Raw genomic sequence first — 26,903 nt, 5'->3', positions numbered from 1 at the left:
TCAACAAACCGGGGGAGGAAGCGTGTTCCTCTTTTCAGGGGTTCATTTTTAGTTTAGTTATTTTTCAGCAGACTGGGCCGGTTTCGTTGAACTGGATCTGTACCAGTGGCTCAGTCATCTTTTTTGCGCTCCTTGGCAATTAGACTTAACAATTGACTTTTTACGTGTTTATTTTACTATTTTTTTATGTTTCTGATTGTTAGATCTTATTTATTTATTTGGATCTATTGTTTTTTATACATGGGCATTCCTTCAAATGGCGGAGAATTGCCTGCTTGTCCAGCTTCCTTTATTACGTCTATCGTTTGCAACCGTTCAGGAGATATTTGGGTTGCGACGGAAGGGAAGGGATTGATGCGCTTGCCATACGGAGGGGAAAAATGGGAGCAGCAAAAAGGAAACGGGCTGCCTGATACAACAAATTTCTATGCTCTTCTCGAAGACAGGCAGGGGCGTATCTGGGTGGGGACAGACAATAAAGGAGTGGCTGTGTGGAATGGGAAATCATGGCAACAGTACAACCAGTCAAATGCCTTGCCGGGGGAGAGGATCTTCGCCATGGCTGTATCTCCTGTCAGTGGAGATGTGGCTATTGCTACTTCCGGCGGCCTGACTGTTTATCAACCGGAAACGGAATCATGGAAAGATTACACAAGGGCGGAAGGTTTGCCGGAGGACCAGATTGCTTCTCTCTCCTTTGATCGAAAAGGAACTCTTTGGGCAGCTTTTCAAACTTCCGGAGTGGCTTCAGCAGAACCTTCCAACGGATATTCACGGTGGAATGTAGTGCAGACAAAGTGGTATTGGGATACGCTGCAGAGAGTTCGCCAACCATTTGAAGCCAGAGGGAAAGGCCTGCCTTCAAATTTTTGCAACGCGATTTGTGCCGAATCGGGCTGGATTTGGGTAGGCACCAATTCCGGACTCGGGTACTCTAAAAATAAAACAGACTGGAACTTTCTGAGGGGCAGGGACTATGGGGCGAAAAATGAAGGACTATGGAAACCGGATGAGAAAACGTCTGTCCGGCATGCTCAAAAACTCTTGAAAATGAACCGTAGGGAAAACAATGACGATTCTCTTTTGCCGGAGGATTATATCACCTGTTTTTATCCGTCTTCCCAAGGGATGTGGATAGGATTCAGGGAAAAGGGCGTTTCTTTTGTGCGGAAAAATTTACAAAAAATTCAGACTGTGGATATGCCCTGTGACGATGAAGTGGAAAAATTGGTCAGCGTGACCAGTTTTGCTTCTCTGCCGGATGGCAGCTTGTATGCCGGAACGTATGGAAAAGGATTATTGCATTTGGGCCATGTAGAGAGAAAACGGATTTTCCCGTTGAATGATGTGAAGCATCCTTCTTTCCCGGGCATTGGACAACTGTCGGAACTTTTAAAAACCAGGACAGCAATTGATGGAATGAAAAAAACAAATCCCCCTGCAAAAGCCCTTTTCTGGTATGAAGACTGGGCTACCCGGGGCGACTGGTGCGAACGCTATGGACGGAGTTACATGCTCCTGTGCGGAGCTGCCGGTCCTATGGGTTCCGTCCTTGAGGCTTTTGACAATGCATACAGATGCGAATCCGTCAAGGGTCCACACGTCAAAGTGGGTGAAAGCGGTGTATCCGGAAAAGTTATCTGGGAAAATGAACGGGGTGACGAAAACATCCTTTACTGCCCCATCAGCACGACCAGAACGCTTGCCCGGTGGAGTGACCGGGGAGAATCCGTAGACAGAGACTTTGACGGTCCGGACCTTGGCGTGCTGATTCAGGTTCCGGACAAAAAACAGCTCCTCTCCTTTTATTTTTATGATCCAACCCCGCTTGCCGACAATGATCTGGACAACAGCCTCAAGGATTACATACTCGAAATCAGAAAACTACCTGCCAATTTTGATTTTGACTCCTTCCTGGGACTTGGAAAAGAGGAGGAAGTTCAGGAAGAAGACTTATTCCGGGAACCTTCCTATGACGGGCTTAAGGATTACATACCCCTGCCTGTTCTGGCGCGAAGCAGGGTTAAATCATTTGCCGGATGTGGAGTTTACAAGAATTTCATCGTCGAAGGCTCAGGGTGGTACTACGTCAGAATATTGAAAAACTACTCAGTTTCTACAACCCTCAACGGAGTATTTATCTCATCCCTGGACGAAACGAAAATTGCTGTCGACAAACTCCTGGAAAGACTAAATCAAAAATCATTCTACTATGGGCTTTGCATACCATCTCCCCCTCCTTTGAACTCCGAGCAGGCAAGTAAACTTTCTTCTAGCCTCTTAAAATTATGGGCTGCCAGCCAAGACATGAGGCTGTTAAACGGGAAAGAAATCTTCTCATCAAGAAAACTTGGAATTTATGCCTACAGACACCTTCTTGCTACCCAGGCTCCAGATGAAATCAAAAAGAACTGGAGATGGAGACTGAAAATATGGGAAACGGAGGACAGGAAGGACTTCCGGCAACAAATGAAAAAAGCGTGGGCCAGTTTGCAGGATACGGTCTATTTCTACAGATCTTCTGAATGGGCTACATTCGCGCCGGATACCACCATTCCCTTTTCAGTCGATGAAGTCAGAAAAATGTCCGCTTTGAAAATTGATTGGAAACAGTATTTGCCGGGTTCAAACAAGAAACCGGAACTTGACGTTCAACAAATGAAAGAATGGTTAAAGAATAAAAAATAATGAGCATTAAATTATTTACTGCCATCTTCTTGCCGGCATTACTGTTTCATCTGATGCCGTTACACGCGGCGGAGGATTACAAGTGCGAAGTAAAAATAACTCCTGGCGAGAATGTCGCCATGTCCGAAGATGGGGATAAAGCCATACTGGACAAGCAGGAAGGCAAAGTTTACAAATTTAAAGCTGTTGCCAAATTTACTCCTGACTCAGAACAGGAATGGGTAGAATACCGATATGGTAAAACAAGAAAGTATATATGGGAACCTGCGCCAATCATGACGAGCGACCCTCCCAGGGGAAAGGGAGGATTTTCTTCTACGGGAATTTGCTCTCCCAGTGAAGAATACTGGGGAACTGAATTCAAGGTCAAAGTTAAGGTGAACATGGGGGTGGTCGGTCCAAAGAGAAAAGAGAGGTGGCCGAAGATGAAATGGATGCCATAGCTCCGTTAATTCAAATACAGTTCGCCAAGTTCAGGGAAAATGCCGGGGGCAATGGTTTCACCATTCACAATCAATTCAGAGGGAAGCCTGTTCCGGTTCCGGAATTCAAAAGGGAGGATAAAACACCGGATGACGATAAATCACCCGTAGGGTACTATGCAGGGGATATTCCTTCCTTTACTGTCACCTTCAAGGCGCTGCCGGACTCCATGAAAACAATCAAGGCAACGTGCACCGACGGAATATTTGCCTCTGAAGCAACTGAATTGTCCATTGCCAATGGAAAAGCCGAGGGTGTCGTCACCGCCAAGGAAGCCGTGGAGAGAAAATGCCGGGGACGCGCAGAAAATGCATCCTGGAGTTTCTCTGTTCTGGGAGTGAAGTTATCCGCCAAGGAACAAATGACCATCAGCAAATGCTATGTTCTTCTTGACAGGGGTAATCTGGACAAGCCTTGGAAAACCCTGCTGAAAACAGCTTTTGGGAAGTGGAACTTCAGCGGAGCGACCACCCATGATCAGCTTATGGACAGGCTTAGTCGCGGTATATCCAACAGTGCTTCTTATTACGATGAATGGAACCCGGAAGTGGGAAAAACCGGCTCCCTGTATGTGGATCAGAAACAAAACCCCATGCCCTTGTCGGTAGCCGGAATGGTAGATGCCATCGACAAAGGAACGGCAAAAATCATCTGTGTGGAAGCTGCCGGTCTTATGGAATATTCTGCGTCGGTTCTCGGCTCGGGCGGAGTCAGTTCCAGAGGAGTCGGGTGGACGGAAACTAGAAAAACAACAAACGCACAAGGACAGGAGGAGACAAAATCCTGGCGCTCCGGCCATGCCTGGTGCCTTTATGGAGGTAAAGTACATAACCCTGTTCCCTACAATGCAGGTCCTACCAACAAATCGGAAAGTGATTACATAAAAGACGATTTGAAATCCGATGAAAACAGGAGTAATTTTACCGAACCTGGCGGCTGCTACTTCTCATTTAACAAATAACCATCATGACTTGCACGCACAGTATGAAAATTCTCCCCTTTTTCTTCATTGCCGTAACCCTCATAGGGCAGATTCTTCATGGGGCGCCTGTTGCAGGGAATGACCTGTATCCCGGCCAAACAGTCTGGGAAATAAAACCGGCCGCAGTATGGAACCAGACCACCATAAAATCCAATCCTGCTGAGCGCAAGGCCCGTCTGTATAACCTGTATGAGGAAATTAAACCAGGCGGGAATCCTGTTCCTGGACAGTCCGAGGCGGCAAAAGACATGGAAGGGCTCAATATATCTCAGTACTACCTGGGATGGGACTATGAGCAGAATTACTGGGTCATTGTCGATATCATGGGAAACGTCTACATGGCCGTCAAAATGTTCTACTCCCCAAACCCCGTCTACAGTCGTCAGAAAGCAGTAGATGAAATGCTTGTCTCACAAAAACAGGGACCTCCGGTCAACCGTAACCGTGAATACCGATGGACCATGTTTGGTGACGGTATAAAAATGGCATTTCTGCAAGTCCCGTTTATTTTAGACGAAGATAAAAAATTATGTGGGGAATTCTTTGCAGAACAGGAGGGGTTTTCCCTCATTGCCGCTGACCACTGGTTCTTTCCGCTTATTAGAAAAGAGCTTAAGGATAAAGAACTTTTTGAAATATCAGAGACCATACTCGCCGCACTTAATGGAAAACGCCAATTCGGGTATTTTCCGAAAAGGACGCGGCAGGCGGTGAAAAAGTGGAAGGATATTTCAAAGATGCCTTATCAAAAGAGGACCAGGCATGAAGAAGAATTAAGGAAATTAACAAAAGGCATGCCCGAGGGCTTATACGACAGGATTGATTGGAATGCTCGTGAGCTGCAACGGAATGATAATATTCTCAACCTGAATATGCCGGACGGGAACGAAGACAAGGGGCCTGAAATGATACCCAATATTAATAGCGGCATCGGAACGGTGCGCTGGCTCAAGAAGCACGTAAATATCCCTTTTATTGCGGAAAAAGGTCATGACGAATCTCATATCAACGGATGTTCCGGTACTTTTAGCGTGAACAAGAATGGACGGGATTATCCCGTCACCTACACGATTCTGCATCTTCATACGAAAGACCAGGCCTTGAGAGCGATGTTCGCGATGCAGGCGGAGCAATCAAAACAACTTATCAAGCCGGATATCCTGAAAAAAATCCTGCAGGTACATCCCGGTCTGGTGGGAGATTACGATGTCTGCCTCAAACCGGTAATCAATGAATTGGGAGTCCCCGTACCCCAGGGAGAATACTCCTCAATTAGTTTCATACGGGGTAATACGGCCGTTATGCTGAAAAACGAGACGATGGATATTTCCGTTTTGCCATTGGCAAAACAAATGGACGAAGCTTTGCTTAAGAATATGCAGTTGTTCATGAAACCCGAAGAAACACGGTAGGTTTCTTGTGATTGAAATTTAATTGCTTAGCGAATATTGGCAAAATAGCTCAAGTTTGGAAGTGCGTCGATTGGTGATTCGAGTCCGGGTAATGGGAAGAAGCGCCAAAGAAATAACGCAGCCCTATGATGTTAAAAGGAACCACTTTATACAATCTGCCCAAACGATGCAGGGAAATAGGGAAGTGTAACCGCATTTCCCAGGTTGTAACCCGGTTCCGGATTCAGAAGGGCTTTTAGTTGCGGAAAAACTTGTCTGATGCCCGCTCTTTTTCCTGATGCCGTTGCCGTTATGGGTAACTTGAGAAGTGACAGGGATTGATGAAATGATGCGATTAGTGGGAACCGGCAGTGCTTTATCTTTTTTAGAGTCCTGCCTTGACTCCCATGGAGGAAATGTGGTCCAGGGTTAATTTTTTGTGTGTCAAGCCAAAGCTTGTTCCCGGTGTTGTTGAGGGGAGTTTTACCTGCTTTTTTTCTGCTATTCGCATGAAGACATTCCTGAGCGGTTCAAACATGATGGTTATTCTTGGTTATAGTTAATTTGCTGTAAAGCGTATCAAGTCTTCGTGCAGCGGGAACGGCTCCGTTCCCTTTTCAATGTTGATGGGTTGACGTGAAAAGGCTTTCCGTTTTTGAAGGATGGTTGACAGGGGAATCTGGCGCGGTAGAGTGGTTTCATGCAGTCTTCCTATTGTCCGAGTCCTTACCGTTATACGCGCCGCGTGACCCGTGAAGTCATGGTGGGGGATGTGGGGGTGGGCGGCTCCAATCCCATCCGGGTCCAGTCCATGCTGACGTCCGATACGCGGGATACGGATGCCTGCGTGAAGGAGGCTCTGGAATTGGCCGCGGCGGGGTGCGAGATTATCCGCCTGACCGCCCAGACCAAGGCGTATGCGGCCAATCTGGAGAATATTTCCCGTGAATTGCGCGCGGCGGGTTGCCATGTGCCGCTGGTAGCTGATATTCATTTCAAGCCGGACGCCGCCATGGAGGCCGCCAAGTGGGTGGAGAAGATACGCATTAATCCTGGCAATTTCATCGACAAGAAGAAGTTTGAAGTGAGGGAGTATTCGGACGCCGAATACCGTGAGGAACTGGACCGCCTGAGGGAGGAGTTTACGCCCCTGGTGCTGTTTTGCCGGGAGCATGGCCGCGCGATGCGCATCGGGTCCAACCACGGCTCCCTGTCCGACCGCATTCTGAACCGCTTTGGCGATACGCCGGAGGGGATGGTGGAGAGCGCGATTGAGTTTGCTCAGATTGCCCGGGACTTGGATTACCATTCCCTGGTGTTTTCCATGAAGGCTTCCAACGTGAAGGTGATGGTGGCCGCCTACCGCCTGCTGGTGGAACGCATGAATGCCTTGGGGCCGGACTGGAATTATCCCATTCATCTGGGGGTGACGGAAGCCGGGGGCGGAGAGGACGGCCGCATCAAGAGCGCGGTGGGCATCGGGTCCCTGCTGACGGACGGCATTGGGGATACCCTGCGCGTTTCCCTGACGGAGGACGCCGTGCGGGAAGTGCCTGTGGCCTACCGCCTGTCCAATCCGTTCCAGCCGTCGGAGCGTTCCGATGATCCCGTTTCTTCCTTCCCCGAACCGGAGTTGAGCTATGATCCCCTGAAGTTTTCCAAAAGGCAGGGAGGGCTGGCGATGTGTTACGGGGTGCGCCTGGGCTGGGAGCAGCCCGTGCGCGTGGTGGTGCCGGATGCGGGGTTTTACGCCCTCCAGACGGAACGGGATGCGATGGGGGACATGATGCCGGAGCTGGCCTTCGGCCAACTGGAGGCCATTGAGGTGGACCCCCGCTGCGGTGACGAGCTGGAGCCGCTGAAGGAACTGGCCGAACCGTCCGTTGTCACCGTGAAGAACGGCCTGGACATGGAACCCGTGTATGCGTTCCGCCTTCTGGCTTCCCGCATGGAAGACAGGCACCTGATTCTGCTGAAGGATACGCTGATGCCCGGTTCCGTTTCCGATGAGGACGTGCCGCTGGTGGCCGCCCGCAATATCGGCTCCCTGCTGAGCGACGGCATTGGAGATGCCGTGCTGATTCAGGGGGAATCGGATCCCCGGCTGGCTTCCTTCCTGGGATTCAATATTTTGCAGGCTACGGGGACGCGCCTGACGCGTGCGGATTACGTTTCCTGCCCGTCCTGCGGACGCACCTTGTACAATATTCAGGAGGCGACGGCCCGCATCCGGAAGGCTACGGAGCATTTGAAGGGCGTGAGGATTGCCGTGATGGGGTGCATCGTGAACGGTCCCGGCGAGATGGCGGACGCCGATTTCGGCTATGTGGGCGGCGCGCCGAACAAGATCAACCTGTACGTGAAGCACACCCCCGTCAAGTTCAACATTCCCCAGGAGGAGGCCGTGGAGCGGCTGGTGGACCTGATCAAGGAGTACGGGCGGTGGGTGAACCCCAAGTGAGGCTTTTAACGATTCCGGAGAGGTTCCAGCATGGGAAGGATGTTTATCAGCGGCGGCCACGGCGGTTTGGCGCGGGCTGCCGTGGAGTGTTTTACCGCCGCAGGATGGGAGGCGGATGCTCCGTCACACGCTGAACTGGACGTAGGGAACCGTTCCGCCGTGCGCCGCTGGTTTGACGAACATGCTCCGTATGACCTGGCGGTGTGCGCCGCCGGAATTACCAGAGACAGGCCATTCCTGAAACAGACGGAGAAGGAGTGGGACGAGGTGATGAACGTGAATGTGACGGGAGCCGCCTGGTGCGCCCGCTGTGCCGCCGCAGCCATGGCGAGGGAGAAGCGGGAGGGGCAGGTGGTAATGGTGGGTTCTTATGCGGCGCTTCGCCCGGCTCCGTCCCAGGCGGCCTATGCCGCTTCCAAGTCTGCGCTGGAAGGCTTGGTGAAGAGCCTGGCGCGGGAATGGGGAAAGGAGGGAATACGCGTTAATCTGGTGCTGCCGGGGTTCATGCTGACGGAGATGACGGCCGGGTTGAGGGAGAGCGTGAAGGAGTCTGCTTTGTCCAGGCATGTTCTGGGCAGGTTTAATACGCCGGAGCAGGCCGCGGCGTTTATTCTGTTTTTGCAGGAAGTCCTCACGGCAGCCTCCGGGCAGGTGTTCGATTTGGATAGCCGGATTGCCTGATCATGGGCAGCGGATTTCTTATCCGCGTTTTCATCAATGATGGAAAGGTTTTCCGAAAGAAAAGCCTTTCTTCACAGGGATGCAGCATGATACGCCATGTGTAAAAAGAATAGGAAATCCCTGGGAACAAGGGCCTCCCGGTCCTTGAAAAGATATATGAACAGGAGGATATGCCGCTTTCTCACTCCTGGGATTTTATGCTTTATCCGAAAGCCGGAAGCCTGCCGTTCCCGGCGGAATACCCTTAAACCAGCGGAGGTTTTTTCTCAAATACTTTTCCCTCAAGCTTGGAACTTGACCACGGATAAGAAATCCGTTGAAATATCCCCATGAGCTTGCTGTCGGCTGGTGATCAGGGAAAAGGAAAGTCTTCTTCCTATGGTAGTCTGGATATTCCCCTGTCGCGGAATTATGGAATAGACGCCTTGCGCATTGTCGCCATGATGCTGGTTTTGGTTCTTCATCTTTTGGCCGCCACTCATGTATTGCCGCTGGACAATCATGATTCCGCTTCCTACCGGGTAGGGTGGCTTCTGGAGATTGCCGCCTATTGCGGGGTGAATTGTTATGCGCTGATTACTGGGTATGTATGCTGTGACGGGACGTTCAGGTATGAACGCGTGGTTACCTTATGGTTCCAGGTGATTTTTTATACGGCGGGCAGTCTGCTGCTGGTGCTGCTGTTTTCCTCCCAGGTGGTTCATTTTAATGACGTCCTGAATTCGTTGTTTCCCGTTTTAACCGTCCAGTATTGGTATGTGACGGCGTATGTAGGGCTGTTTTTCTTTATTCCTTTCCTTAATGTCCTGGGGAACCGGCTTACCAAATCACAGTTCCAGTATCTTCTGGTTACCGTTTTTGTTCTGTTTTCCGTGGTTCCCACCTTGCTTCACAGGGATGTGTTTCCTGTAGAGGGAGGGTATTCCGTCTGGTGGCTGGGCGTTCTCTACATGCTGGGAATGTATATTAAAAAGCATGGCCTGTTGACTGGAATGAGGACGGGCGCCTTATGGATGCTTTATGCCGGGTGTGTATGTTTTGTCTGGGCGTTCAAGATGGTTCTTGACGTGGTGTCCCCGTACCTGATTGGACAGATAAGGGGCGGCGGAACGTTTATTGCCTATAATTCTCCGTTCATTGTAGGAACGGCGGTTGCCCTGTTCCTGATTTTTTCCCGCATGCGTTTTTCATCCCGCAGGACGGTTGCCTGCATTTCATGGCTGGCGGCCGCCTCGTTCAGTGTTTATGTGCTGCATTGCAATGTTTTGATAGGCAAATGGTTTTTATGGGATGTCTTTGAATGGGCCGCGTCTTCTTCCCCTGCGTTGATGGTCGTGAAGGTACTGGCAATGGCTGTTGCGGTGTATGCAGGCTGCTCCCTGGTGGATGCCGTACGGCGTTATTTGTTCAAGACTATGGACGTTAACAGGGAAGCCCGTGCAGTCGTCGGCTTTTTCGGGAAGCTGGGCCGTGCCTTCCGGAAAGTGTGCCGCAGATTGTTTCTGCATTCCTGAAGGCAGGGGAAACGTTCTGTTCCGTTATTCCGCACAACTCGTGTTTGAGAACGGGATGGTTTTCCCGCTTATTGCTGTCCCCTGCCTAAAAGGCCCTTGAGCCAGGGAATGACCAGGTCTTTTTTGAAGAAGTGGTTGCTCGGGTCCACATTGGCGAGGCGGAAAAAGGCGTCTCTGTCCAGCCCTGCGGGCAAATGTTCTCCGTGCCAGCGTTGGGCCGGGTCTGCAAAGCGGGGCTGGTGGCGGTACTGGAAATGGTCCGGCGCTCCGGCTGTGCGGTAGGCCGCGGAGATGAGTTGGAAGTCCCTGTCCAGACCGCCTTCCGTACAGATTACGGGGCGGGGAGCCAAAGCGGCCACAATGTCTGGAAAGTCAAACTGCTTCCAGAAACCCGGAATGAGGTGGCGGATGGAGTTGGGCGCGGAGCGCACTCCCCTGCTGCTGGGCATGGTCATGACTTTGGCGCGTTCCAAGGTACGGCACAGGAAGTCATTGTACACAAAGGCAAAGATGTCCGGATTCAGGACGCCCAGCACCATCATGGGTTCCGTTCCCAGGGAGAAGCCGCTCAGGATGATGCGGTTTTTCTGCACCCAGGGGCGTGTTTTTACCCAGTCCAGAACGCATTGGTCCATATAGGAGGTGTAGCCCAGCCAGCTCCAGTCCATTTCCAGCAGGAAACGGGCCAGGTTTTCATAGTCGTGGGAAGAGCGGCCGGCGGCGTGCTCGGCGTCGCCCTCCTCTCCCGTTCCGGCGTTATCCACCACAACGGCGGCCCAGCCCTGTTTGACGTAGTGGCAGGCCATGGCGTTGCTGCCCGGCTGCGGTACGGGGGGCTGGGCCAGGTCCGGCGACGTTTCCGCCGCCAGTTCTTCCTTGGTTTGATCAGAACCGGGGATGCAGAATAGCACGGGAACCGGATTTTTTTCTGAAGCGGTATCCGGAACAAGTACCAGAAACGGTACCGCAGCGCCCGGGAGGGGATAGGCTTCCCATTTTTCTACCCGGTAGTGTTCCCTCTGCACGGTTTTTACCAGGACGGGTGCGGGAAGGTTGTCATGAAGGGGGAATTTCATCAGTTTTTCCATGGCTTCCCGGACTTTCTTCTGCCAGGCGGGGAAGTCTTCCGGTCTCATGTCCGGAGAGAATGCGCATGCCGGCTGAATGTTTTCCAGCATTGTTTGCACGACGCCGCGGGAGGAGACGTGCCGCTGGTCGTTCCGGGAGGAATGGAGTACCGCCCAGTCAGCCGCCTGGAATTTTCCTTGCGGTGAGGAAAAGGAGAGGGAGGGAAGGCAAATGGCCATGAAGAGAAGAGATAAAAATCCGGCGGTCTGAATGGTCATGGGACTATGATTGCCATAAAAGGAAGCCCGTTGCAAGACGGCAGGGGTACCGTTTTTCCTGGCTGTTCCTGACGTACCGGAAGCTTGAGTTTTTCCGGGTGCGGCAGTAGTCTGGCCGCCGTCATGATTGCGGGGGAAAAAGTCACGGAAGACCGGAGCCGCGGGTATGCGGCCTGGGGCTGGCTTCCGGCTTTGGCATGGGGGCGGCAGCCCATCTCACCGGAGTGAGGGAAGGGCGCAGCGTGTTGAAGCCGTTGAGGGAACTGTGGGGAGCGGGGCATCCGTGGGGCGATGTTTTGAGCGGGTGGATTCCGGACAGGAAGCTTTTATGCAGCCGCAGGAACGGCCCTGCCTCCCAGTTGGCGCTGCTGCTGGCGCGGCAGGCCGTGGAAGAAGCCGGTTGGGGAGAGGAAGAATTGAAGGATGCGGCCCTGATTGTGGGCAGTTCCCGGGGGAACGCCTCCGGCTGGCTGAGCCCGTGGCCCGGACGGCGGTCCATGAAGATTCTGGCCGTTCCCAATTCCCTGCACAGTGAGCTTGCCTCCTGCGTCAGCATTGAACTGGGGATTCGCGGGCCTTACCACGTGCTGGCGAGCGGCTGCGCCGCCGGTCTGGATGCCGTGGGCATGGCGGCCATGCTGATGCGTCAGGGAATTGTCAGGAGGGCGCTGGCTATCGGGCTGGATTTGCCCTTGTGCCGGGAGCTGCTGGGGACGTACTGGGCTTCCGGGATGCTTTCCCGCAACGGAATGAATGATCCCTACGGTCCCCATGCCGACGGCATGTGCATTTCCGAGGGAGGGGCGGCCATGGCGCTGGAGTTGTCTTCCGGCCCCGGCATTTACGTGAAGGATTATCTGGTGAATTCAGATGCCTACAGCCCGCTGGGAATGCCGGAGGACGGAAAGAGCATTGCCGCCCTGCTGGATGCCGCCCTGCGGAATTGGGATGGAAGAGTTCCTTTGACCGTCTGTCCCCATGCCAGTGGAACGGCGGGGAATGCCGCTTCCGAGCGGGCCGCTTTAAAACGGGTTTTTGGAACCGGCATTCCGGATTTAAGGATGATGAAGCCCTGGACGGGTCATGCCATTGGCGGCAGCGGCATTCTGGAACTGGCCCTGATGCTGGCTTTTATCAGGGAGGGGGCTTTGCCACCTAATCCTTTCTGGGTAAGTTCCCCGGCAGGTGCGGCTTGTGTTGCGGAAGAATTGCCTTTGGATGGGAGGCGGATGCTGGTTAAGTCCGCCGCTTCCATGGGCGGCCATAATGTAGTGCTGAGCCTTGACGTGGGCGGCTAACATGTTTCTGGAGCGAGAACGCTTATGAAGAATCCTGGACAGTTTTTATCAGAGTTGAAGTCCGCGGGACTGCTGCGCGTTCTGCGGAATGTGGATTGCCTGCCCGGCGGCATGGCCCGCATGGAGGACGGCCGGGAGGTAGTCAACCTGGCAAGTAATGATTACCTGGGCCTGGCTCATCATCCGGCCCTGGCGGAGGCTTTTTCCCGTGCGGCGCGTGATGGCGGGGCCGGGGCCATGGCTTCCCGCCTGGTCACGGGGACGCGCCGGGCGCATTCCGGTCTAGAGGAGGCCCTGGCTGATCTGAAGGGGACTGAAGCGGCGGTCAGCTTTTCCTCCGGTTACGCAACCTCCCTGGGGGTGATTACCTCCATTGCGGACCGGGAGGATACGGTGCTGATGGACAAGCTGTCCCATGCCAGCCTGATTGACGGGGCGCGGCTGTCCGGTGCCCGCTTGTCCACGTTCCTGCATAACGACATGGAATCATTGAGAAAAAAGCTGGAGCATTTGCGGAGCGCGAATCCTTCCGGCGGAATCCTGGTGGTGACGGAATCCGTTTTCAGCATGGACGGGGACCGCGCGCCTCTTCAGGAAATCGTGCGCCTGAAGGATGAATTCGGCGCTCTGCTGCTGGTGGATGAAGCACACGGATTCGGTGTGCTGGGAGAACACGGGGCGGGATTGGCGGAGGAACTGGGCGTCTCCTCCCGGATAGATTTTCAGATGGGGACCTTGAGCAAGGCCGCCGGGGTGAGCGGCGGTTATGTAGCCTGTTCCCGCGCCTGGGCGGATGTGATGATCAATTCTGCGCGGTCCCTGATCTATTCCACGGCTCCGCCTCCCGCCCTGGCCGCCGCCGCCCTGGCCGCAGTGGAAGTGATCCGGAGCGCAGAGGGGCAGGAACTGCGCCGTCATGTTTCCGTGCTGGCGGATGCCTTGTCCTCCGCGCTGGGAATGCCCGGCAGGCCCGTTTCCTCCATCTTCCCCGTGGTAATGGGAGAGAATGATGCCGCCCTGGCCGCAGCGGGTACGTTGCTGGAACGCGGTTTTCTGGCTCCCGCCATACGTTATCCTACGGTCCCCCGCGGAACGGCCCGTCTGCGCGTTACGGTAACGGCGGCCCATCGGACCGTCCAGATCGGGCGGTTGGGAAAAGCGTTGGCGGAGTTGCTCCACGGATAATAACATAATTACTTGAATAATGATGAAAGCGTTGTCTTCCCATTCCCTTCATTTGGTCCTGAGCCTGTTTTTCCTGCCGATGATCGTGGTGTATGCCGTGACCGGCCTGCTGTACATGGGCGGCGTGGACCAGCACTTCACTTCCCATGTGGAAGTGCATGAGCTGAATGCCGCCGACCAGCCGCCCTATGAGGATTCCTGCAGGGAACTGGAACGCCGTGGAGTAGCATTGCCGGAAGGAAAGGTAAGGCCGTTCAAAGGGAACTACCTCCTGGGTCCTATGACGGATACGCATGTGCTGTTCCTCAGGAAAGGCCATGCCCTCCGGGCGGAAGTGGTGGAGCCTGGCATTTACCCCAATCTGATGCTGGCTCACAAGGGGAAGGCGGGATGGTGGTTTACTGCGTTAGGATACGGGGCGGCTCTTTCCCTGATTATACTGTATGTTACCGGAATTCTGCTGATGTGGAAAAACCGCGGGAAGCGGAAATTAATGCTGGTCAGCGCCTTCTTGGGAACAGCCGCTGTGGTGGTGGGGTATCTGATGCTTTGAGGCGTGGAATGACAGCCGGATGTCCGGAATGGCAGAGCTTGCATCTTGACAGGAATGCTCTCTTCCAGTAAGGGAAGGGATGAAGGTTCCAAAGGGAATTTTCACTGAACTCCATAGAATAACACGATGATGAATGCTCCTGATTCTTCTCCCCCTCCGTCCTGCTGCAGCGGTTCCCCCTCCTGCACGGCTGCTTTGGTCCTCGGCATTATTGCCCTGGTGCTGGCGTTGATCGGATTTTTCCCGTGCCTGGGCTGGATTACCCTGATTCCTGCGGCTCTGCTGGCCATTATTGCCCTCATCATGAGTATTGTGGCTGTGAGCAAGGGCTCTCCCAAGGGCGCTCTTGTCGTCGCCATTATTGCGTTGGCGGCATCTGCCGCAGCAGGCATTGTGCAGGCATGGATGGCCAGCGCGACCGTGACTTACATGGAACAGCACCAGGATTATGTGGAAAAGAAGGCGCAGGAGATCCAGAAAGAGCTTCAACAGATGGAGCAGCAGAACCAGGAGCAATTGAAAAGGCTCAGGGATGCGGAGGATTCCTCCCCGCTGATGAAACGGGTTCCCAGGACCTGTAGTTTCTGAAACGCTTTCAAGGGAGCACGGCGATGAATTGCATGCGCTCTGCGTGGCGTTCATGCCGCAATAGCTGGATGACCAGGAAAGTGTGGCTGCCTGCATGGGCCATCCTGTCCTTACTGTTGTTGGCGCCGTCCCTCATGGCCCTGGCAGTCAGTCCTGCCGGGATGAATTCACTGGCGGCTTCCGTGGCCGTGCCGCACCGGGAATGTCCTTTGTGCGGCATGACGCGCGGGTATGTGGAAATGGCCCGCGGAAATATACGCGCTGCATGGGAGAGGAACCGGGGCGCTCCGGTCTGGTTTATGGCAGGGCTGCTCAATGGAGGAGCTGCCGTGTTTTATCTGGCATGGTGTTGGCGGAGGAGGGCAGGCTTGGGGAAGAAAAATGGTCTTCCGGGATGAAAAACAGCAGGCGGAAAGGGAAAAACAACTTCCTGACCGGTGCAGGGCCATGGATGTGTCATGCGTTTTTTGTCATACTGGCGATGTTCTGAAGAAGGCATGCAACTAGGGAAGCAGTATGATTGACCATGCAATCATGGTATTTATTTTTAGCGCATTGAGAAGCGTTCGGTCTTTGTTTTGACATGAGCCGGGGATGTTGGAACAGGAGAGAGCCGTCAAGGGGCAACAGGGAGGTTCCTTGACAGATTTTACACGCTTTCTTTAACATTAGAGCGTTTCCGTGTCTGGAAATCCAATGAAAAAATGAAAGATGAACAAAATAAACTACTCGGATCCCCGCCGTTCCGTCCCCGATACCGTTTCAACCATTCTTGCATTGGTTCTGGGTATTGTAGGATTGATTCTCGCGTTGCTCGCCTTTCTTCCATGTCTGGGGTGGGTAGCAATTGTCCCCGGCCTTCTCTGTGCCATTCTGGCTATTATTCTGGGAGCGGTAGCGGTAAAGAGGAGTGATGACAGGACGTATGGTTCTGCCAGGGGCGCGCTGACTTGCGGGTGTGTCGGCCTGGTGATCATTATTGGAGCGATCATTTATCAGGGCATGATTCTGGCGCCTGTGATGAAACAGGCGGATGCCCATACGGAGGAATTCACATGGACGGCTTGCAGCGCTGTGAGGGAGGCGCGGAAGGAAATGCACCCCAACGCATGCGAGGCGGTGGACCGTGTTATCTCTTTGATCGACCATCCGGAGGAAAGAAAAGAGACGGTGACGGAGAGGTTCCTGGAGGTAGCGCCACCGGCTCCAAGGGGCGCTACTGCCGTACTGGAAGGCCCGGTGCCTTCTGTTTCCGGTAAATGAGGCGGTAAAATCTTTGAAGGCAGGGCACCCGGTGTTCGTTTACCGGCTGTTTCTTCTGTCATGGAAATCCTGCAGGCAGGGCGGTTTGAAGGGTATTGCATGTCCATTCAAACCGCCCTTCTTCATGCACGCGGCAAAGAGGCTTTGGCTGGCGGAAACGTACGGGGCGGAGAAGGGTCTTTTTATGGGATTCAGCATATTGAGTCTTCCGTCGGATGAGAGGAAAGAGATAATTTGACAGGAGGGGTGGACGGAATGGATGCAGTTGCAGACTTTTTCCGGCAGTCTGAACGGCTGGTTGGAGAAGAGGGTATCTCCTGCTTGTGATAATGTCCATATCGGTGGAAATGGGGCCGGGTATTCATTTTCTTTTCTTGCCGAGGGGCAACGCGGAGGAAGGGCCGGAAGAAACGCATGAGAGGAAAAGACAGACTCATTCCTGCCACCGTGAAAATGCCTCAATTTATTTGAAACCAATGTCCTAGGCCCGTTAAAACAGCGTGCATTCATACAGGGTAATGATGAAGGTTGGAACTGATGCAACGCATCATTTCATTACAACTCAACGATTATCTGTATGAATGAATCCATATCAAATTCTCCGCAGCCTGATCCTGTGGAGCAGCCGGGAATCATCTTTTTCATTCCCTGCAAGGCAAACAACGCTCCTCTGCTGGTGGAAGCTGTACAGGGCATCCGCCGTGCCGTTCCGGAAGCGTCTGTCATTATTCTGGACGATGACCGGGCACGCTGTCCCCAAACCGTCAGGGAAGTGCTGAGGAACATGTCCGTGGAATGGAAAGTGCTGAAGAAAACTGATACGTCCTCCGAACATGCGGCCGCTATTCTGACTCTGATGGCTCAGGCTGTGCGCCATGAACATGATGTGCTGGTGCGCACCAAGCCGGACAATCTCATTCTCCATGCCGGTTTTTTAAGGGAATTTGCCCGTTCCGAAGCGGGATTATCCGGAACCTGTCTTCGGTCCGGCCTGCTGTGCAATGAACTTTATGCCCTGAAGCCTGCTGTGCTTCGGGCCATTCTCCAGCATCTGGAGCAATCCTCCTCCGTGATGAAATGTCCGGAGGGCGCCGTCATCCTGGGGGCGTTTACCGCCCTGTTCCCGGATGGGGCCCCACTCCTCGCCAGAGCATGGACGCGAGGAACCGGAGGTCCCCTGTGGGGGCATTACAACTGGACGACTTTTCCGTCTGCGGAATCCCTGGCGGACATGGACATGGTATCCATGAGCCGGCGTTATCAGGACAAGGTGGCGCGCCGCGCCCGTATCTCCGTCATGAGATGCCTGCGGAACGCCATCTGTAACCGTCCTGTTTCCGTGGACCGTCAACCTGCCGCCTGAACCTGACCCAAAGCATCTGCCGGGAATGGGGCCGGGGAAATTCCATGGCGGCGTTTTCCCTTATTCCCGGCAGGTGCCTCAACGACAATAAAACAATGAAAGAAATTGATAATCAGTTATCCACTCCGGAACAATCCGGAGGAATGCCCAGCCATCCCGTTACATTCGTTTCCAATGATGAACCGTCTCCGATGCCGTGGCCCAATACGTGGTACCCTGTCACTCCCATAGGGCCGGAGACGGAATACCCGTGCCCGTGTTCCGAGGGCGACTCCGGTACGGGAAGTACGGACAACAACAGCGTGGACTTCTCCATAGAATTCGGACGCTTTCCCAAGTGGCCGGAATTGAGTGGAGGCCGCCTGATGCTGAACCTGAACATGATGGATGCCGGGTTATGCTGGGGGACCGCTTTCCAGTACGAGCACATTTCCCAGCGCCGTCTGGAAGTGGCTGAAACCCTCAATGCATCCATCAGCCGCCCGGAAGAACCGGAAGACGTTTCCCGGGCGGTGGTGAAGACGGAAAAAGGATTTCCGCGTTATTACAGCTTTGCCTCTCCAAATGTTTCCGGGGCAGAGGTTCTTGGCGGTAGCCAGATGTTCCAGGACAGGATGCGGCGCGTTGTGGTGGATGGCGTTTCCTATCTGGAAGAAGTTCAGGAAAGCGGCATGACCATGCGCTTCCGCCCCAATTCCGCTATATTTGACCATATCGTGACGCCGCGCGGCGTGAAAATCACCTTTGCTGAACTGGCCGCGGAACTTAAGGTAGTCAGGCAGGACGCCTACGACGAACCCGGCACTGCGGTGGAAACTTTCAACTCCCTTTCCCTGTTCATGCTGAAGCAGGTGTGGAACAAGACGGACGGCTTGCTGGATCTAAGCAATGTTCAGAGCATTAGATGGTATGCCCCCGCAGACGTGACGGGGCGGCACAACGATGGCACGTATATCATCCGCAAAGGAGCCGTTCCGATCAAGACATGGAAGCTGTCCTGGTCGTTCGCGGATACGGAGACGATGGTCGCCAGGGCTGTGGATGAAGAAAATCCGGAAGTGACCCAGATGCTGTTGCAGACATTCCGTATTGAAGAACCGGGAGGTTTTATCAGTGAATGGCGCGCGGGCCTTTACCCGGACGATCTGACCCTGGTGAAAGGAGAGGGGGATGACGCCATCAGCATCGTCACCAGATGCCTTCCGGCGCCCGGCCATGAAAACCTGGTTGCCAAGGATATTAACGGACAGGCCATGGTGGCGGGAGGGTACTATACGGACAAGAAGGAAAAATTCAAGTATGTGTACAGCGGCGTGGCCGGAACCGAGCATGCCGTGCTGTGTTCCGCAGAAAAGGAAGTATACCAGCGCCGTTTGTACGGGGACGTCCTTATCTCCCGCACGGAAGGATATGGAACCCCGCTGGAAAGAACATGGACGTACGGATACGGCAGCGATCCTTCTTCCCCAATTATGGCAAACGCATCAGGGAAACGCGCCCGGACGGAGCCGTGGTGGAGATGGAGTATGATTCCAACGGGAACGTGATTCAACGGACGGAGCCGTGGTATGGGGATATTTCTATGAGGACTTCCTATTCATATGCAGATGAATTGTTCAATGACCGGAGAATTTCTCAGGAGCTTGTAGAACTGGTATCTCCTCAGAGGACCGAATGTCTGGAAAAAACACAGTATGAATACAATAAGACAGAACAGGTTTATTCGAAAACCGCCACACGCACCTATCTGGGTTCTACAAATGTGGGTGTTCTGAATTCGGTAACTACGGTTGAGGAATGGTACACAGCTCATGACTGCGTGTATGCGCCAGGACGGTTGAAATGCAGATATCAATATGAAAACGTGCAAGATGTGGATAATCCTGATATAGTAAATAATGGAGAGGCCAGAAATATTTCACGTCGCGAATATTCTACCTGCAGTGATTATGGCGCTGTTTGGAAATGTACAGAGGATGACTATATAGATGTGGCGGATTCAGAAAAGTCCTCCAGGATAATTCGCTATTATGCAGAGAACGGCGATGAAATTGCTACAGACCATCAAGTTCATTTATATTCGCCGGGATTTGTCTCCATTGACTTTCGCCGGATGTCTTATGATCCTTCACATCGTTTGATCCGGACAGATTACGCCAATGGCTTGTATTCCATGATGGAATGGAGTTGTGCGGGACCGTTGTGGGAAACAGATGTAAGAGGGCTGCAGACGCGTTATACCTATGATGGGGCCAAACGTCTGGTGTGTGTGGAAAGGGATGCTGCCGTGGCTGTGGAAAATTGGAATGATGTAGATATGAATGCCGATTGTCCGGATAGTATAACGGAAACGACATACGATGGGATGGGGAGGATTTTGTCAGTGAGCCACTCCATAGGGGACAGGAAAACGACGGTTTCTTCCCAATATGATTTACTGGGAAGAGTCACTTCCCGGACGGATAAGATGGGGCGAACCTCCCTTTATTCTTATTCCCAAGACGGATTGACAATGACTGAAACAACATCGCCCGGAGCTACGCTGGTGACCAGGAAAGCTCCTTCCGGCCTGGTTGTGGAAGAGTCCGGCACAGGACGGGAGGCGCGTTATTATGAATATAAGGCGGACTGGTCCGGGATTTGGAAATATATACGCCGTCTTTCCTCATCCGGAGATATGATAGAAAATATTCTGGAAAATGCAGATGGCAAGATATTGAGAATTTTACATTCTAACGGCGCTGTGATGGTAGACCAGTATAACGCCGAATATAACGGATTCGGGCAAATAGTATGTGAACAGCAAAAGAATGAATGCCCGTTGTGGTACCATTATAATAACAGAGGAGAACTGACGGGATGGATGAGGAGTTGGAATGACTGGCCTGATAATTCTCCATACAGGTATTCAGTGGTTTCCCGTTATACCCGCCTGTCTTTTCCTCCTCCCGGATTGTCTGCTTCAGCGGTAAATGCTGTCTGGCGTATGGACTACGTACAGGCTATTTGTGAGGGATTGGATGCTGACTTCGAATATACATATACATTAGTCTCCAGAACGGACAGTGCCCTGCAATCTTTGGAGTCAGTCGTTATGAGGGAGAGGCTACCGGAATACCGTTCCATTTGGGAAAAAGTTTACAATGAAAACGGTAATATACGTGTTCTAAGGGGACGGAAGGGATGTGACAGGGAAGAGGAAGAAGTCATCCTGAACGGGGATACCGTACGCCTGATACAAATAGATGGGACAATGACCCAGTACAAGCGTACTTACAGTATGACCGGAGATATGCTTACAATCCGCGATGCCCGTGGTAAAGACATGACCATCGTCAACGATGCCACAGGAAGGGAAACAAGCCGAACGGACCAGGACGGAGAGACGACTACTACCTCCTATGATGCGGTTACAGGGCTGGCAAATTGTATTGTAACTCCTGATGGCAAGCAGACATGGTTTTCCTATGATTTTCGTGGACGCTTAGTGCAGCAGTATGGAACGGCTGTCCAGCCCATCAAATGGGAATATGATGCCATGGACCGTATTGTGGCTCTGCATACCTATCGTGCATCAGGATCTGTTCTGGATGCGATTCCATCCTCGGATTCCGATATCACACGCTGGACTTATGACCCTGTGAGTGGACTTGTGGTGAATAAGACTTATGCGGATGGTTCCATGACTTCGTATTACCATGATGACTGGGGGCGTCTGGGAACTCGTATCCAGTCCCGCGGAGTGACGACGGAATACCAGTATGATACTGTATCAGGAAAAATAGCTTCTATAACGCATAGTGATGGAACTCCGTCTGTGTCATTTTCCTATGATAGGATGGATCGGTTATCTTCCGTCCAGGATGCATCCGGAACACGTTCCTTTTACTATTGGGATCTTGAAGATATTGCCTACGAACAAACTTCTGGCATGGTAGCAAGCCTGCTTGAGTACCAGCGTGATTCTTTGGATCGTTCGTCCGGATATACGTTTTCTCTGAATGGAACAATGGTACAGCAGGTCGCTCTGGAATATGATGTCGCAGACCGCCTTTCTGCAATGTCGCTTAATGGTTCATCCTTTACGTATGGATATGATTCGGCTACGGGCTGGCTCAACAGTTTGACCTATCCGAATGGATTGGTTAGAAACACAGTGTTTCATGCCAATCTTCCTTTGCCGGTGTCCCTGACTTACGTGAAGGGAACTTCCTCCATTCCTGCGCTCAAGCACGCCTATACGTGGGACAGTATGCGGCGTCCTTCCGTACGGGAAGACTATGTGGGTTCAACTGCTCTTTCCCGTCGCCACACATATGGCTACAATGCACGAGGGGAATTGACGGAAGACACCATGAACGCGGGAGGAGCCTTCAGCTATGACTATGACAATATCGGCAACCGCCAGACGGCGGCAGAACAAGGCATTTCCAGTACCTATCGAAGCAATAGTTTGAACCAGTATGCTACTGTGACACATTCAGGAACAGCCTTCGCACCTGTGTATGACTCTGACGGTAATCAAACGAGTGTGAACACTTCCACAGGAATATGGTCTGTCCAGTATAATGCGGACAATCGTCCGGTGGTCTTTACACAGGGAAGCAAAAAGGTGGAATGTGTGTATGACTATCTTGGTCGACGTGTGGAAAAAGTGGAATATGATGGAAATAACTTGACCAGACGTACAAGATTCGCGTATATGGGATATCTAATGGTGGCAAGCATGGACTGCACGCAAAATACCTCCAATCCGCCCTTGCTGGGTACGTGGTTTTGGGATCCCTCTGAATCGGAGTCGACACGGGTATTGGCGATGTGCACGCACAATGCGGACAAGAGCGTGGCCACCACCCGTTATGTGGCGCATGACCTGCTCAAAAGCGTAAGCGCTCTGTTTGACTCCTCGGGAAACCGTCAGGCGAAGTTTGAATACACGCCCTACGGAGAAACCTTGAGTTCGGAAGGAATTAAGACCGCGTCTATGCCATTCCTTTATTCCTGCGAGTACCATGACGAAGACTTAGGTTTAATTTACTACAATTACCGCCATTACAATCCACAAGATGGTCGCTGGATATCCAGAGATCCGATTGGAGAAAAAGGTGGTGTCCATTTATATGGATTTGTAAAAAATAATCCTGTATTAATTAGTGAGTATCTAGGTCTGTCTTTTTCTTCCAGAGAAGAACGGTATGGAGATGGTTGCGTTTTAACACAGGACCCTAGTGATATTACAGTGACTGAGGAGTTTGCTGGAACACGGGAAACCGAAAGATATGTACGTAAAGTGTCTGAAGCAGTAATTGAAAAGCACACTAAACGTCCTAAACTTGTAAAAACCGCAGTTAAAGGATTAGATGCTTTAGGGATGTCTTTCACTACGGCGGCACCCTTTTTGCTTTCTTTACAGGTGAACGTAAAAGTAGAATTTACATGTAGGTGTAAATGCAAGTGTGAAGGTTGGTTAAAAAATGCGCTGTATGGAGAAGCAATTGCTCCAATGACAGGTTCATTTACAATTAATAGCAGAACCTTTGGTAACGGGAATCCATATACTGACGGATTGGGATCTATCAACAAGATACCAAAAAAAGAGGAAATTGAAGAAAAGAAACAAGAAGAATTCAATAAACTTTTTTCGTCAAAATTAAAAGAATGTGAAGAGAAATGTAAAAAGTTAAGATAAACTAGCATGAAATGTAATATAAGTAAATATTTTTTATGGAGTGCAACAGGGGTGCTTTTCGTTGCAAATATTGTTTGGAGTATAATTTTTCTTTCAACCCAGAATTCTGTATGTGATCCGGAACAGGATGATATACAAATGTGTCAGGAACAAATAGACCGACTTTCCTATATTATTTCATTATCTGCTGAAATGGCAGTATTGAGGAAAGAAAAGGGTGATATGAAGGAGCTTGAAATTCTCTTACGGCAAATTGTAGATCAGATAACTGCTAATGTCATAGCAAATTCCATCTATGAATTTGATGGAAAAGGCTTAGTGAAATTTGACTTAATGAATAAAATATTTAAAGGATTAGTAGATGCCGGCTTGATTGATCCGGAAATATTGCAAAGTCCATTAGGCATTTATGAAGATGCAAAAAATCATAAAATAATACATAACTTGTATTCTTTCAATGGTAATACTGTTAAAAAAACTATGACGGTGGATGAATGTAAAAATTTTCAGAAATGGTTTTATGATAAAATAGTGAATCAAGTTGAGAAGGATTAGTTTTAGTTTTTATTGACTTTACATCATTTAATGAGGTTGTTTTATCAAATTAAAGCAACCTCATTTTTTTTAATATCTAAGAGTAACACTGAATGTAGAAATGATCCAAGCTATGGCAATGCAATTTCGCTATTCCTGTGAATGCTATAACGAGAATTTGGGCTTAATATACTACATTAACTAATATATTGATTCTACTGTGTTATTTGATTACTGGCACTCATTTCAGTTCATCTATAGGTTTTGATGTTTTTAGTTATCCGTAATATCAGTATCTCAGCAGATAGTACAGATGTGCTAGACAGCAATAAAAAGGAGCGATGGGACAAGACGTACAAATATACTTAGGTAGATCATTTGGGATTTAAATGCTAACGCAGATGGGATCCCTCAAGAGAGACAAATAGACTAAAGTAGCTACACGCTAGGGAAATTGGAAAATATAAATCCTTCTAAATTTGTAGAAAATTCCTCTTCTTCTTGAAGTAAGTTTCTCGTATTTAAGAGAATAACTGGTTATCGGCCGGATGAATCGACAATACAAAATATGAAATTCGAAGGTTGATTTTCAGAAAAGAAATAACGGTCAATATGCCGGGAAAATTATGCAAGGTCAGATTCAACGGAGCAATATATTGATGCAGTCGTAGATGCCGTTCTTAATATGTATAAGGATAAAAGTAAAATTACTGTTGATAAAAGAGATTGCGATATCATATCTTTATCTAAGTTTTTAATATAAAGTAAATTATACGCCGAGGTACATATGTGCCTCGGTTTTTGTTCATAGGGAGCTCAGTTGATGGGAACGAGCATGGATTGCCTGTCCTACACCTCCAATTCATTTTTATTTGGCAGACAGCTTTGGAGCTTTCTGAACTGGGGGTAAAGCGGGGTTTGGGGTGCAAGGTACAACGCGAACAGGGAAGAAAAGGCAAGTGGTGCCTAATGTTATTCCAGGGGCTACGGGTTATTGGCCATTGTGTCAGGATAGACTATCAATGCTATTGGAAGAGAGGGAGATGAGTATCGATTCCCTTTTTAAATGGTGCTGCCTTTTGAGGAGAGCTGTTTTTGTCCTATTGCCTGTGGTCTTGTGCATGGGATGGTATATATGGACTTCATGGAAGGATTGGTTTCGCTGGCATGGGTCCGATATTTGAAGCGTTTCTTCCGGGGAGCGAATCGTGTGTGAAGATTGAGGACTATTCACGGAAAGCCTGTTTGGTTCTTGAAAAGCGAAGAGGCTTTCGCTGTCTGTTTTTAAAATGGTTTGAGGTTCTTTCTGCTTGTTAGGAAAGAATGTTTTTTTACTTTGGGTGAAAGTGGCCGCGAATAGAAAAAGCAGCTTGACCTGCCTTCTCCGATTGACTATAGGGAGGGGCCAAGTGGAAGCTTCCTTAGAAAGCTTCTTGAGACTGTCTATAAAGGATTGCCGGTTTTTTAAATGCCGGGAGGGGAGGAAAGGTCTGCTGCGCAGGATTCTTCATGAACGCCAGAAGCGTTCCAGATATGGAATATTTTGCTTTTTTTCTTTATTGCATAGTTTTCTAATATTGCTTTTTTTGATGAAGTTGCGCTGTTTTCTAACATTTTTATTCTAGGCCCGTTTGATTTTATATATATAGTTTTTGGATATTGTATGAATATTTGCATGTCCATCTATAGATCAATCGAATTGCGGAAGAATACATCCGGAAGTTATAAGGTCAGACTAACCATTGACCGGGGAGCAAGTTCTGCGGCGCCAGGAAGTCGCTCGGTCTTGGCACCCATCAGGAGGATTGTGCGTTAAGGCGCGCCTACCTGATGCGGTGCTTATTGTTCCATATGGGATGGTTTCCCGGTGGAAAGATTGCCGTCAGGAATTCCGCCGAATGCGGTATTAAGGAGGTTGTGTGGGACAGCATGGACTGCATCGGAGATTCCGGAATGTTCAGGCTCACCGGAAGGGGCTGCCGCGTCGCCACGGATGAAACGATGGTCATCTGGTTTCAAACGAATGGAGATGAGGCAGTGCAGTGTCTTCGTTTGCTTATTTCCGGATGGAGAATAGATGACCGGGCGGGTGACCTGAGGGTTTTGATTCAGGGATTACAGCATTGCGCCTCGGAACAGCGCCAGCATCCCTGCCGGATTTTGAATATTGAAATCGGGTCTGGTTCCATGATGGCAGCGCGGGACGAGTGTGTATTGAAGGGCTAGGGAGCCGGACCGTTCCGGTTAAGTCAATTTTCAAGAGGGTTTTCTGAACGGTCGGAATTGCTTTTAATATATAACGAATAAGAACATATGGATTGTTTTGAAGAACGGCGGCAGGTTCTACTGCAGGAGCTGGCCGCCCTGTCCGGGGAGGGGGCTCTGTACGGTTTTTTAATGCGCCAGGGGGAACAGTTGCCGCCCTTTGCGGAGGAATGGAAAACGGAAGCCTGCCTCCTGCGGGGATGCCAGTACCGGGTATGGCTGCGGCTGGAGCTTGCAGGCGGTCTGGTGCGGATTGATGCCGATAGCGATTCCCTCATCAGCCGAGGTTTGATGGCTCTGTGGGTGCGTCTGTTTTCCGGACTGAGGCCGGGAGAAGTGCTGGCCGCAGAGACGGATTTCCTTCATCAGGGTGTTCTTGGCGGCTGGCTGATTCCTTCCCGGGCGAATGCCCTGGGCAATATGGCCTCCAGAATCAAGTTGGGCGTGCTGCGGTTGAAGCAGGAGGCGCGGAAGGAGGCCGCAGTGTCTGGCTCTCCTTCTTCCCTGCCGGAGCTTTCCTTGGAGCCTGTTGAACAAGGCCCGTTGCGGCAGATGGAGATGTCCGGCAGTTCCTGTCATGATGATCGCAAACAGGAAAAAGAGTTCCAGCGATAGAGTT

At 51.1% G+C, this 26,903-nt stretch carries 22 protein-coding genes; 19 read left to right on the top strand and 3 right to left on the bottom strand.

What is annotated here, in order from left to right:
- The first annotated feature begins 240 nt into the window (after nucleotides 1–240).
- The 4 genes from PVA48_RS02590 to PVA48_RS02575 are packed head-to-tail and all read left to right on the top strand — an operon-like array spanning nucleotide 241 to nucleotide 5,565.
- Entirely contained in the window at nucleotides 241–2,688 is a 2,448-nt protein-coding gene (locus PVA48_RS02590) for a ligand-binding sensor domain-containing protein (RefSeq protein WP_180973133.1), read from the top strand.
- A complete protein-coding gene (locus tag PVA48_RS02585; protein WP_423232197.1) occupies nucleotides 2,688–3,131 on the top strand; it encodes a hypothetical protein in 444 nt (147 codons plus the stop codon). Before PVA48_RS02590 ends, PVA48_RS02585 begins: the two co-directional genes overlap by 1 nt.
- Nucleotides 3,104–4,132, top strand: a complete 1,029-nt coding sequence (locus tag PVA48_RS02580; RefSeq protein WP_423232196.1) for a hypothetical protein — start codon at nucleotides 3,104–3,106, stop codon at nucleotides 4,130–4,132. Before PVA48_RS02585 ends, PVA48_RS02580 begins: the two co-directional genes overlap by 28 nt.
- A gap of 23 nt (nucleotides 4,133–4,155) precedes the next feature.
- Complete coding sequence (locus tag PVA48_RS02575) at nucleotides 4,156–5,565, top strand: hypothetical protein (RefSeq protein ID WP_423232195.1); 1,410 nt, start codon at nucleotides 4,156–4,158, stop codon at nucleotides 5,563–5,565.
- 364 nt (nucleotides 5,566–5,929) lie between these two features.
- On the opposite strand, the gene PVA48_RS02570 is transcribed toward PVA48_RS02575, so the two are convergent.
- Nucleotides 5,930–6,082, bottom strand: a complete 153-nt coding sequence (locus tag PVA48_RS02570; RefSeq protein ID WP_180975283.1) for a hypothetical protein — start codon at nucleotides 6,080–6,082, stop codon at nucleotides 5,930–5,932.
- A gap of 162 nt (nucleotides 6,083–6,244) precedes the next feature.
- Here PVA48_RS02570 and ispG point away from each other — a divergent pair, with 162 nt between their 5' ends.
- The 3 genes from ispG to PVA48_RS02555 all read left to right on the top strand — a co-directional run bounded on the left by ispG (nucleotide 6,245) and on the right by PVA48_RS02555 (nucleotide 10,200).
- Nucleotides 6,245–8,005 carry a (E)-4-hydroxy-3-methylbut-2-enyl-diphosphate synthase gene (gene ispG / locus PVA48_RS02565; RefSeq protein ID WP_102729171.1) on the top strand — a complete coding sequence of 587 codons (1,761 nt, stop codon included), beginning with the start codon at nucleotides 6,245–6,247 and terminating at the stop codon, nucleotides 8,003–8,005.
- A gap of 30 nt (nucleotides 8,006–8,035) precedes the next feature.
- Nucleotides 8,036–8,686 (top strand): SDR family NAD(P)-dependent oxidoreductase, encoded by a 651-nt coding sequence (locus PVA48_RS02560; RefSeq protein WP_102729172.1) that lies wholly within the window; start codon nucleotides 8,036–8,038, stop codon nucleotides 8,684–8,686.
- A 329-nt stretch (nucleotides 8,687–9,015) separates the two neighbouring features.
- Nucleotides 9,016–10,200, top strand: a complete 1,185-nt coding sequence (locus PVA48_RS02555; RefSeq protein WP_102729173.1) for an acyltransferase — start codon at nucleotides 9,016–9,018, stop codon at nucleotides 10,198–10,200.
- Nucleotides 10,201–10,268: 68 nt separating this feature from the next.
- On the opposite strand, the gene PVA48_RS02550 is transcribed toward PVA48_RS02555, so the two are convergent.
- Nucleotides 10,269–11,546: an alpha/beta hydrolase family protein gene (locus PVA48_RS02550; RefSeq protein WP_102729174.1), complete on the bottom strand. Its 1,278-nt coding sequence runs from the start codon at nucleotides 11,544–11,546 to the stop codon at nucleotides 10,269–10,271.
- Between the two features lie 84 nt (nucleotides 11,547–11,630).
- On the opposite strand from PVA48_RS02550, the gene PVA48_RS02545 reads away from it, so the two are divergent.
- From PVA48_RS02545 to PVA48_RS02525, 5 genes are all read left to right on the top strand, one after another.
- Nucleotides 11,631–11,774: a hypothetical protein gene (locus tag PVA48_RS02545; RefSeq protein ID WP_423232194.1), complete on the top strand. Its 144-nt coding sequence runs from the start codon at nucleotides 11,631–11,633 to the stop codon at nucleotides 11,772–11,774.
- Entirely contained in the window at nucleotides 11,744–12,844 is a 1,101-nt protein-coding gene (locus PVA48_RS02540; protein ID WP_423232193.1) for a beta-ketoacyl synthase N-terminal-like domain-containing protein, read from the top strand. Before PVA48_RS02545 ends, PVA48_RS02540 begins: the two co-directional genes overlap by 31 nt.
- A gap of 24 nt (nucleotides 12,845–12,868) precedes the next feature.
- The gene (locus PVA48_RS02535) at nucleotides 12,869–14,029 is read left to right on the top strand and encodes an aminotransferase class I/II-fold pyridoxal phosphate-dependent enzyme (RefSeq protein WP_022396263.1); all 1,161 of its coding nucleotides are present in this window, start codon (nucleotides 12,869–12,871) and stop codon (nucleotides 14,027–14,029) included.
- 19 nt (nucleotides 14,030–14,048) lie between these two features.
- Nucleotides 14,049–14,582 (top strand): hypothetical protein, encoded by a 534-nt coding sequence (locus tag PVA48_RS02530; RefSeq protein WP_022396262.1) that lies wholly within the window; start codon nucleotides 14,049–14,051, stop codon nucleotides 14,580–14,582.
- A gap of 126 nt (nucleotides 14,583–14,708) precedes the next feature.
- Entirely contained in the window at nucleotides 14,709–15,170 is a 462-nt protein-coding gene (locus PVA48_RS02525) for a hypothetical protein (protein WP_423232192.1), read from the top strand.
- 7 nt (nucleotides 15,171–15,177) lie between these two features.
- On the opposite strand, the gene PVA48_RS02520 is transcribed toward PVA48_RS02525, so the two are convergent.
- Complete coding sequence (locus PVA48_RS02520; protein WP_180975284.1) at nucleotides 15,178–15,390, bottom strand: hypothetical protein; 213 nt, start codon at nucleotides 15,388–15,390, stop codon at nucleotides 15,178–15,180.
- Between the two features lie 45 nt (nucleotides 15,391–15,435).
- On the opposite strand from PVA48_RS02520, the gene PVA48_RS02515 reads away from it, so the two are divergent.
- The 7 genes from PVA48_RS02515 to PVA48_RS02485 all read left to right on the top strand — a co-directional run bounded on the left by PVA48_RS02515 (nucleotide 15,436) and on the right by PVA48_RS02485 (nucleotide 26,899).
- Entirely contained in the window at nucleotides 15,436–15,660 is a 225-nt protein-coding gene (locus PVA48_RS02515) for a hypothetical protein (protein ID WP_423232548.1), read from the top strand.
- 221 nt (nucleotides 15,661–15,881) lie between these two features.
- Nucleotides 15,882–16,433 carry a hypothetical protein gene (locus PVA48_RS02510; RefSeq protein ID WP_022396259.1) on the top strand — a complete coding sequence of 184 codons (552 nt, stop codon included), beginning with the start codon at nucleotides 15,882–15,884 and terminating at the stop codon, nucleotides 16,431–16,433.
- A gap of 577 nt (nucleotides 16,434–17,010) precedes the next feature.
- On the top strand, nucleotides 17,011–17,796 hold the full coding sequence (locus PVA48_RS02505; protein WP_102729178.1) for a hypothetical protein: 786 nt from the start codon (nucleotides 17,011–17,013) through the stop codon (nucleotides 17,794–17,796).
- A 95-nt stretch (nucleotides 17,797–17,891) separates the two neighbouring features.
- Entirely contained in the window at nucleotides 17,892–19,343 is a 1,452-nt protein-coding gene (locus PVA48_RS02500) for a hypothetical protein (RefSeq protein ID WP_423232191.1), read from the top strand.
- Nucleotides 19,229–23,485 (top strand): RHS repeat-associated core domain-containing protein, encoded by a 4,257-nt coding sequence (locus tag PVA48_RS02495; RefSeq protein ID WP_423232190.1) that lies wholly within the window; start codon nucleotides 19,229–19,231, stop codon nucleotides 23,483–23,485. Before PVA48_RS02500 ends, PVA48_RS02495 begins: the two co-directional genes overlap by 115 nt.
- 6 nt (nucleotides 23,486–23,491) lie before the next feature.
- Nucleotides 23,492–24,040 carry a hypothetical protein gene (locus PVA48_RS02490; RefSeq protein ID WP_146021215.1) on the top strand — a complete coding sequence of 183 codons (549 nt, stop codon included), beginning with the start codon at nucleotides 23,492–23,494 and terminating at the stop codon, nucleotides 24,038–24,040.
- 2,292 nt (nucleotides 24,041–26,332) lie between these two features.
- Entirely contained in the window at nucleotides 26,333–26,899 is a 567-nt protein-coding gene (locus PVA48_RS02485) for a SufE family protein (RefSeq protein WP_102729181.1), read from the top strand.
- Nucleotides 26,900–26,903 lie beyond the last annotated feature (4 nt).

The organism is Akkermansia sp. JRP_AM1 (assembly GCF_049262625.1).
In the GTDB taxonomy this organism is placed as follows: domain Bacteria; phylum Verrucomicrobiota; class Verrucomicrobiia; order Verrucomicrobiales; family Akkermansiaceae; genus Akkermansia; species Akkermansia massiliensis.
Note: the sequence above shows the minus strand (reverse complement) of the source record. Positions and strands in the feature narration are given on the sequence as shown.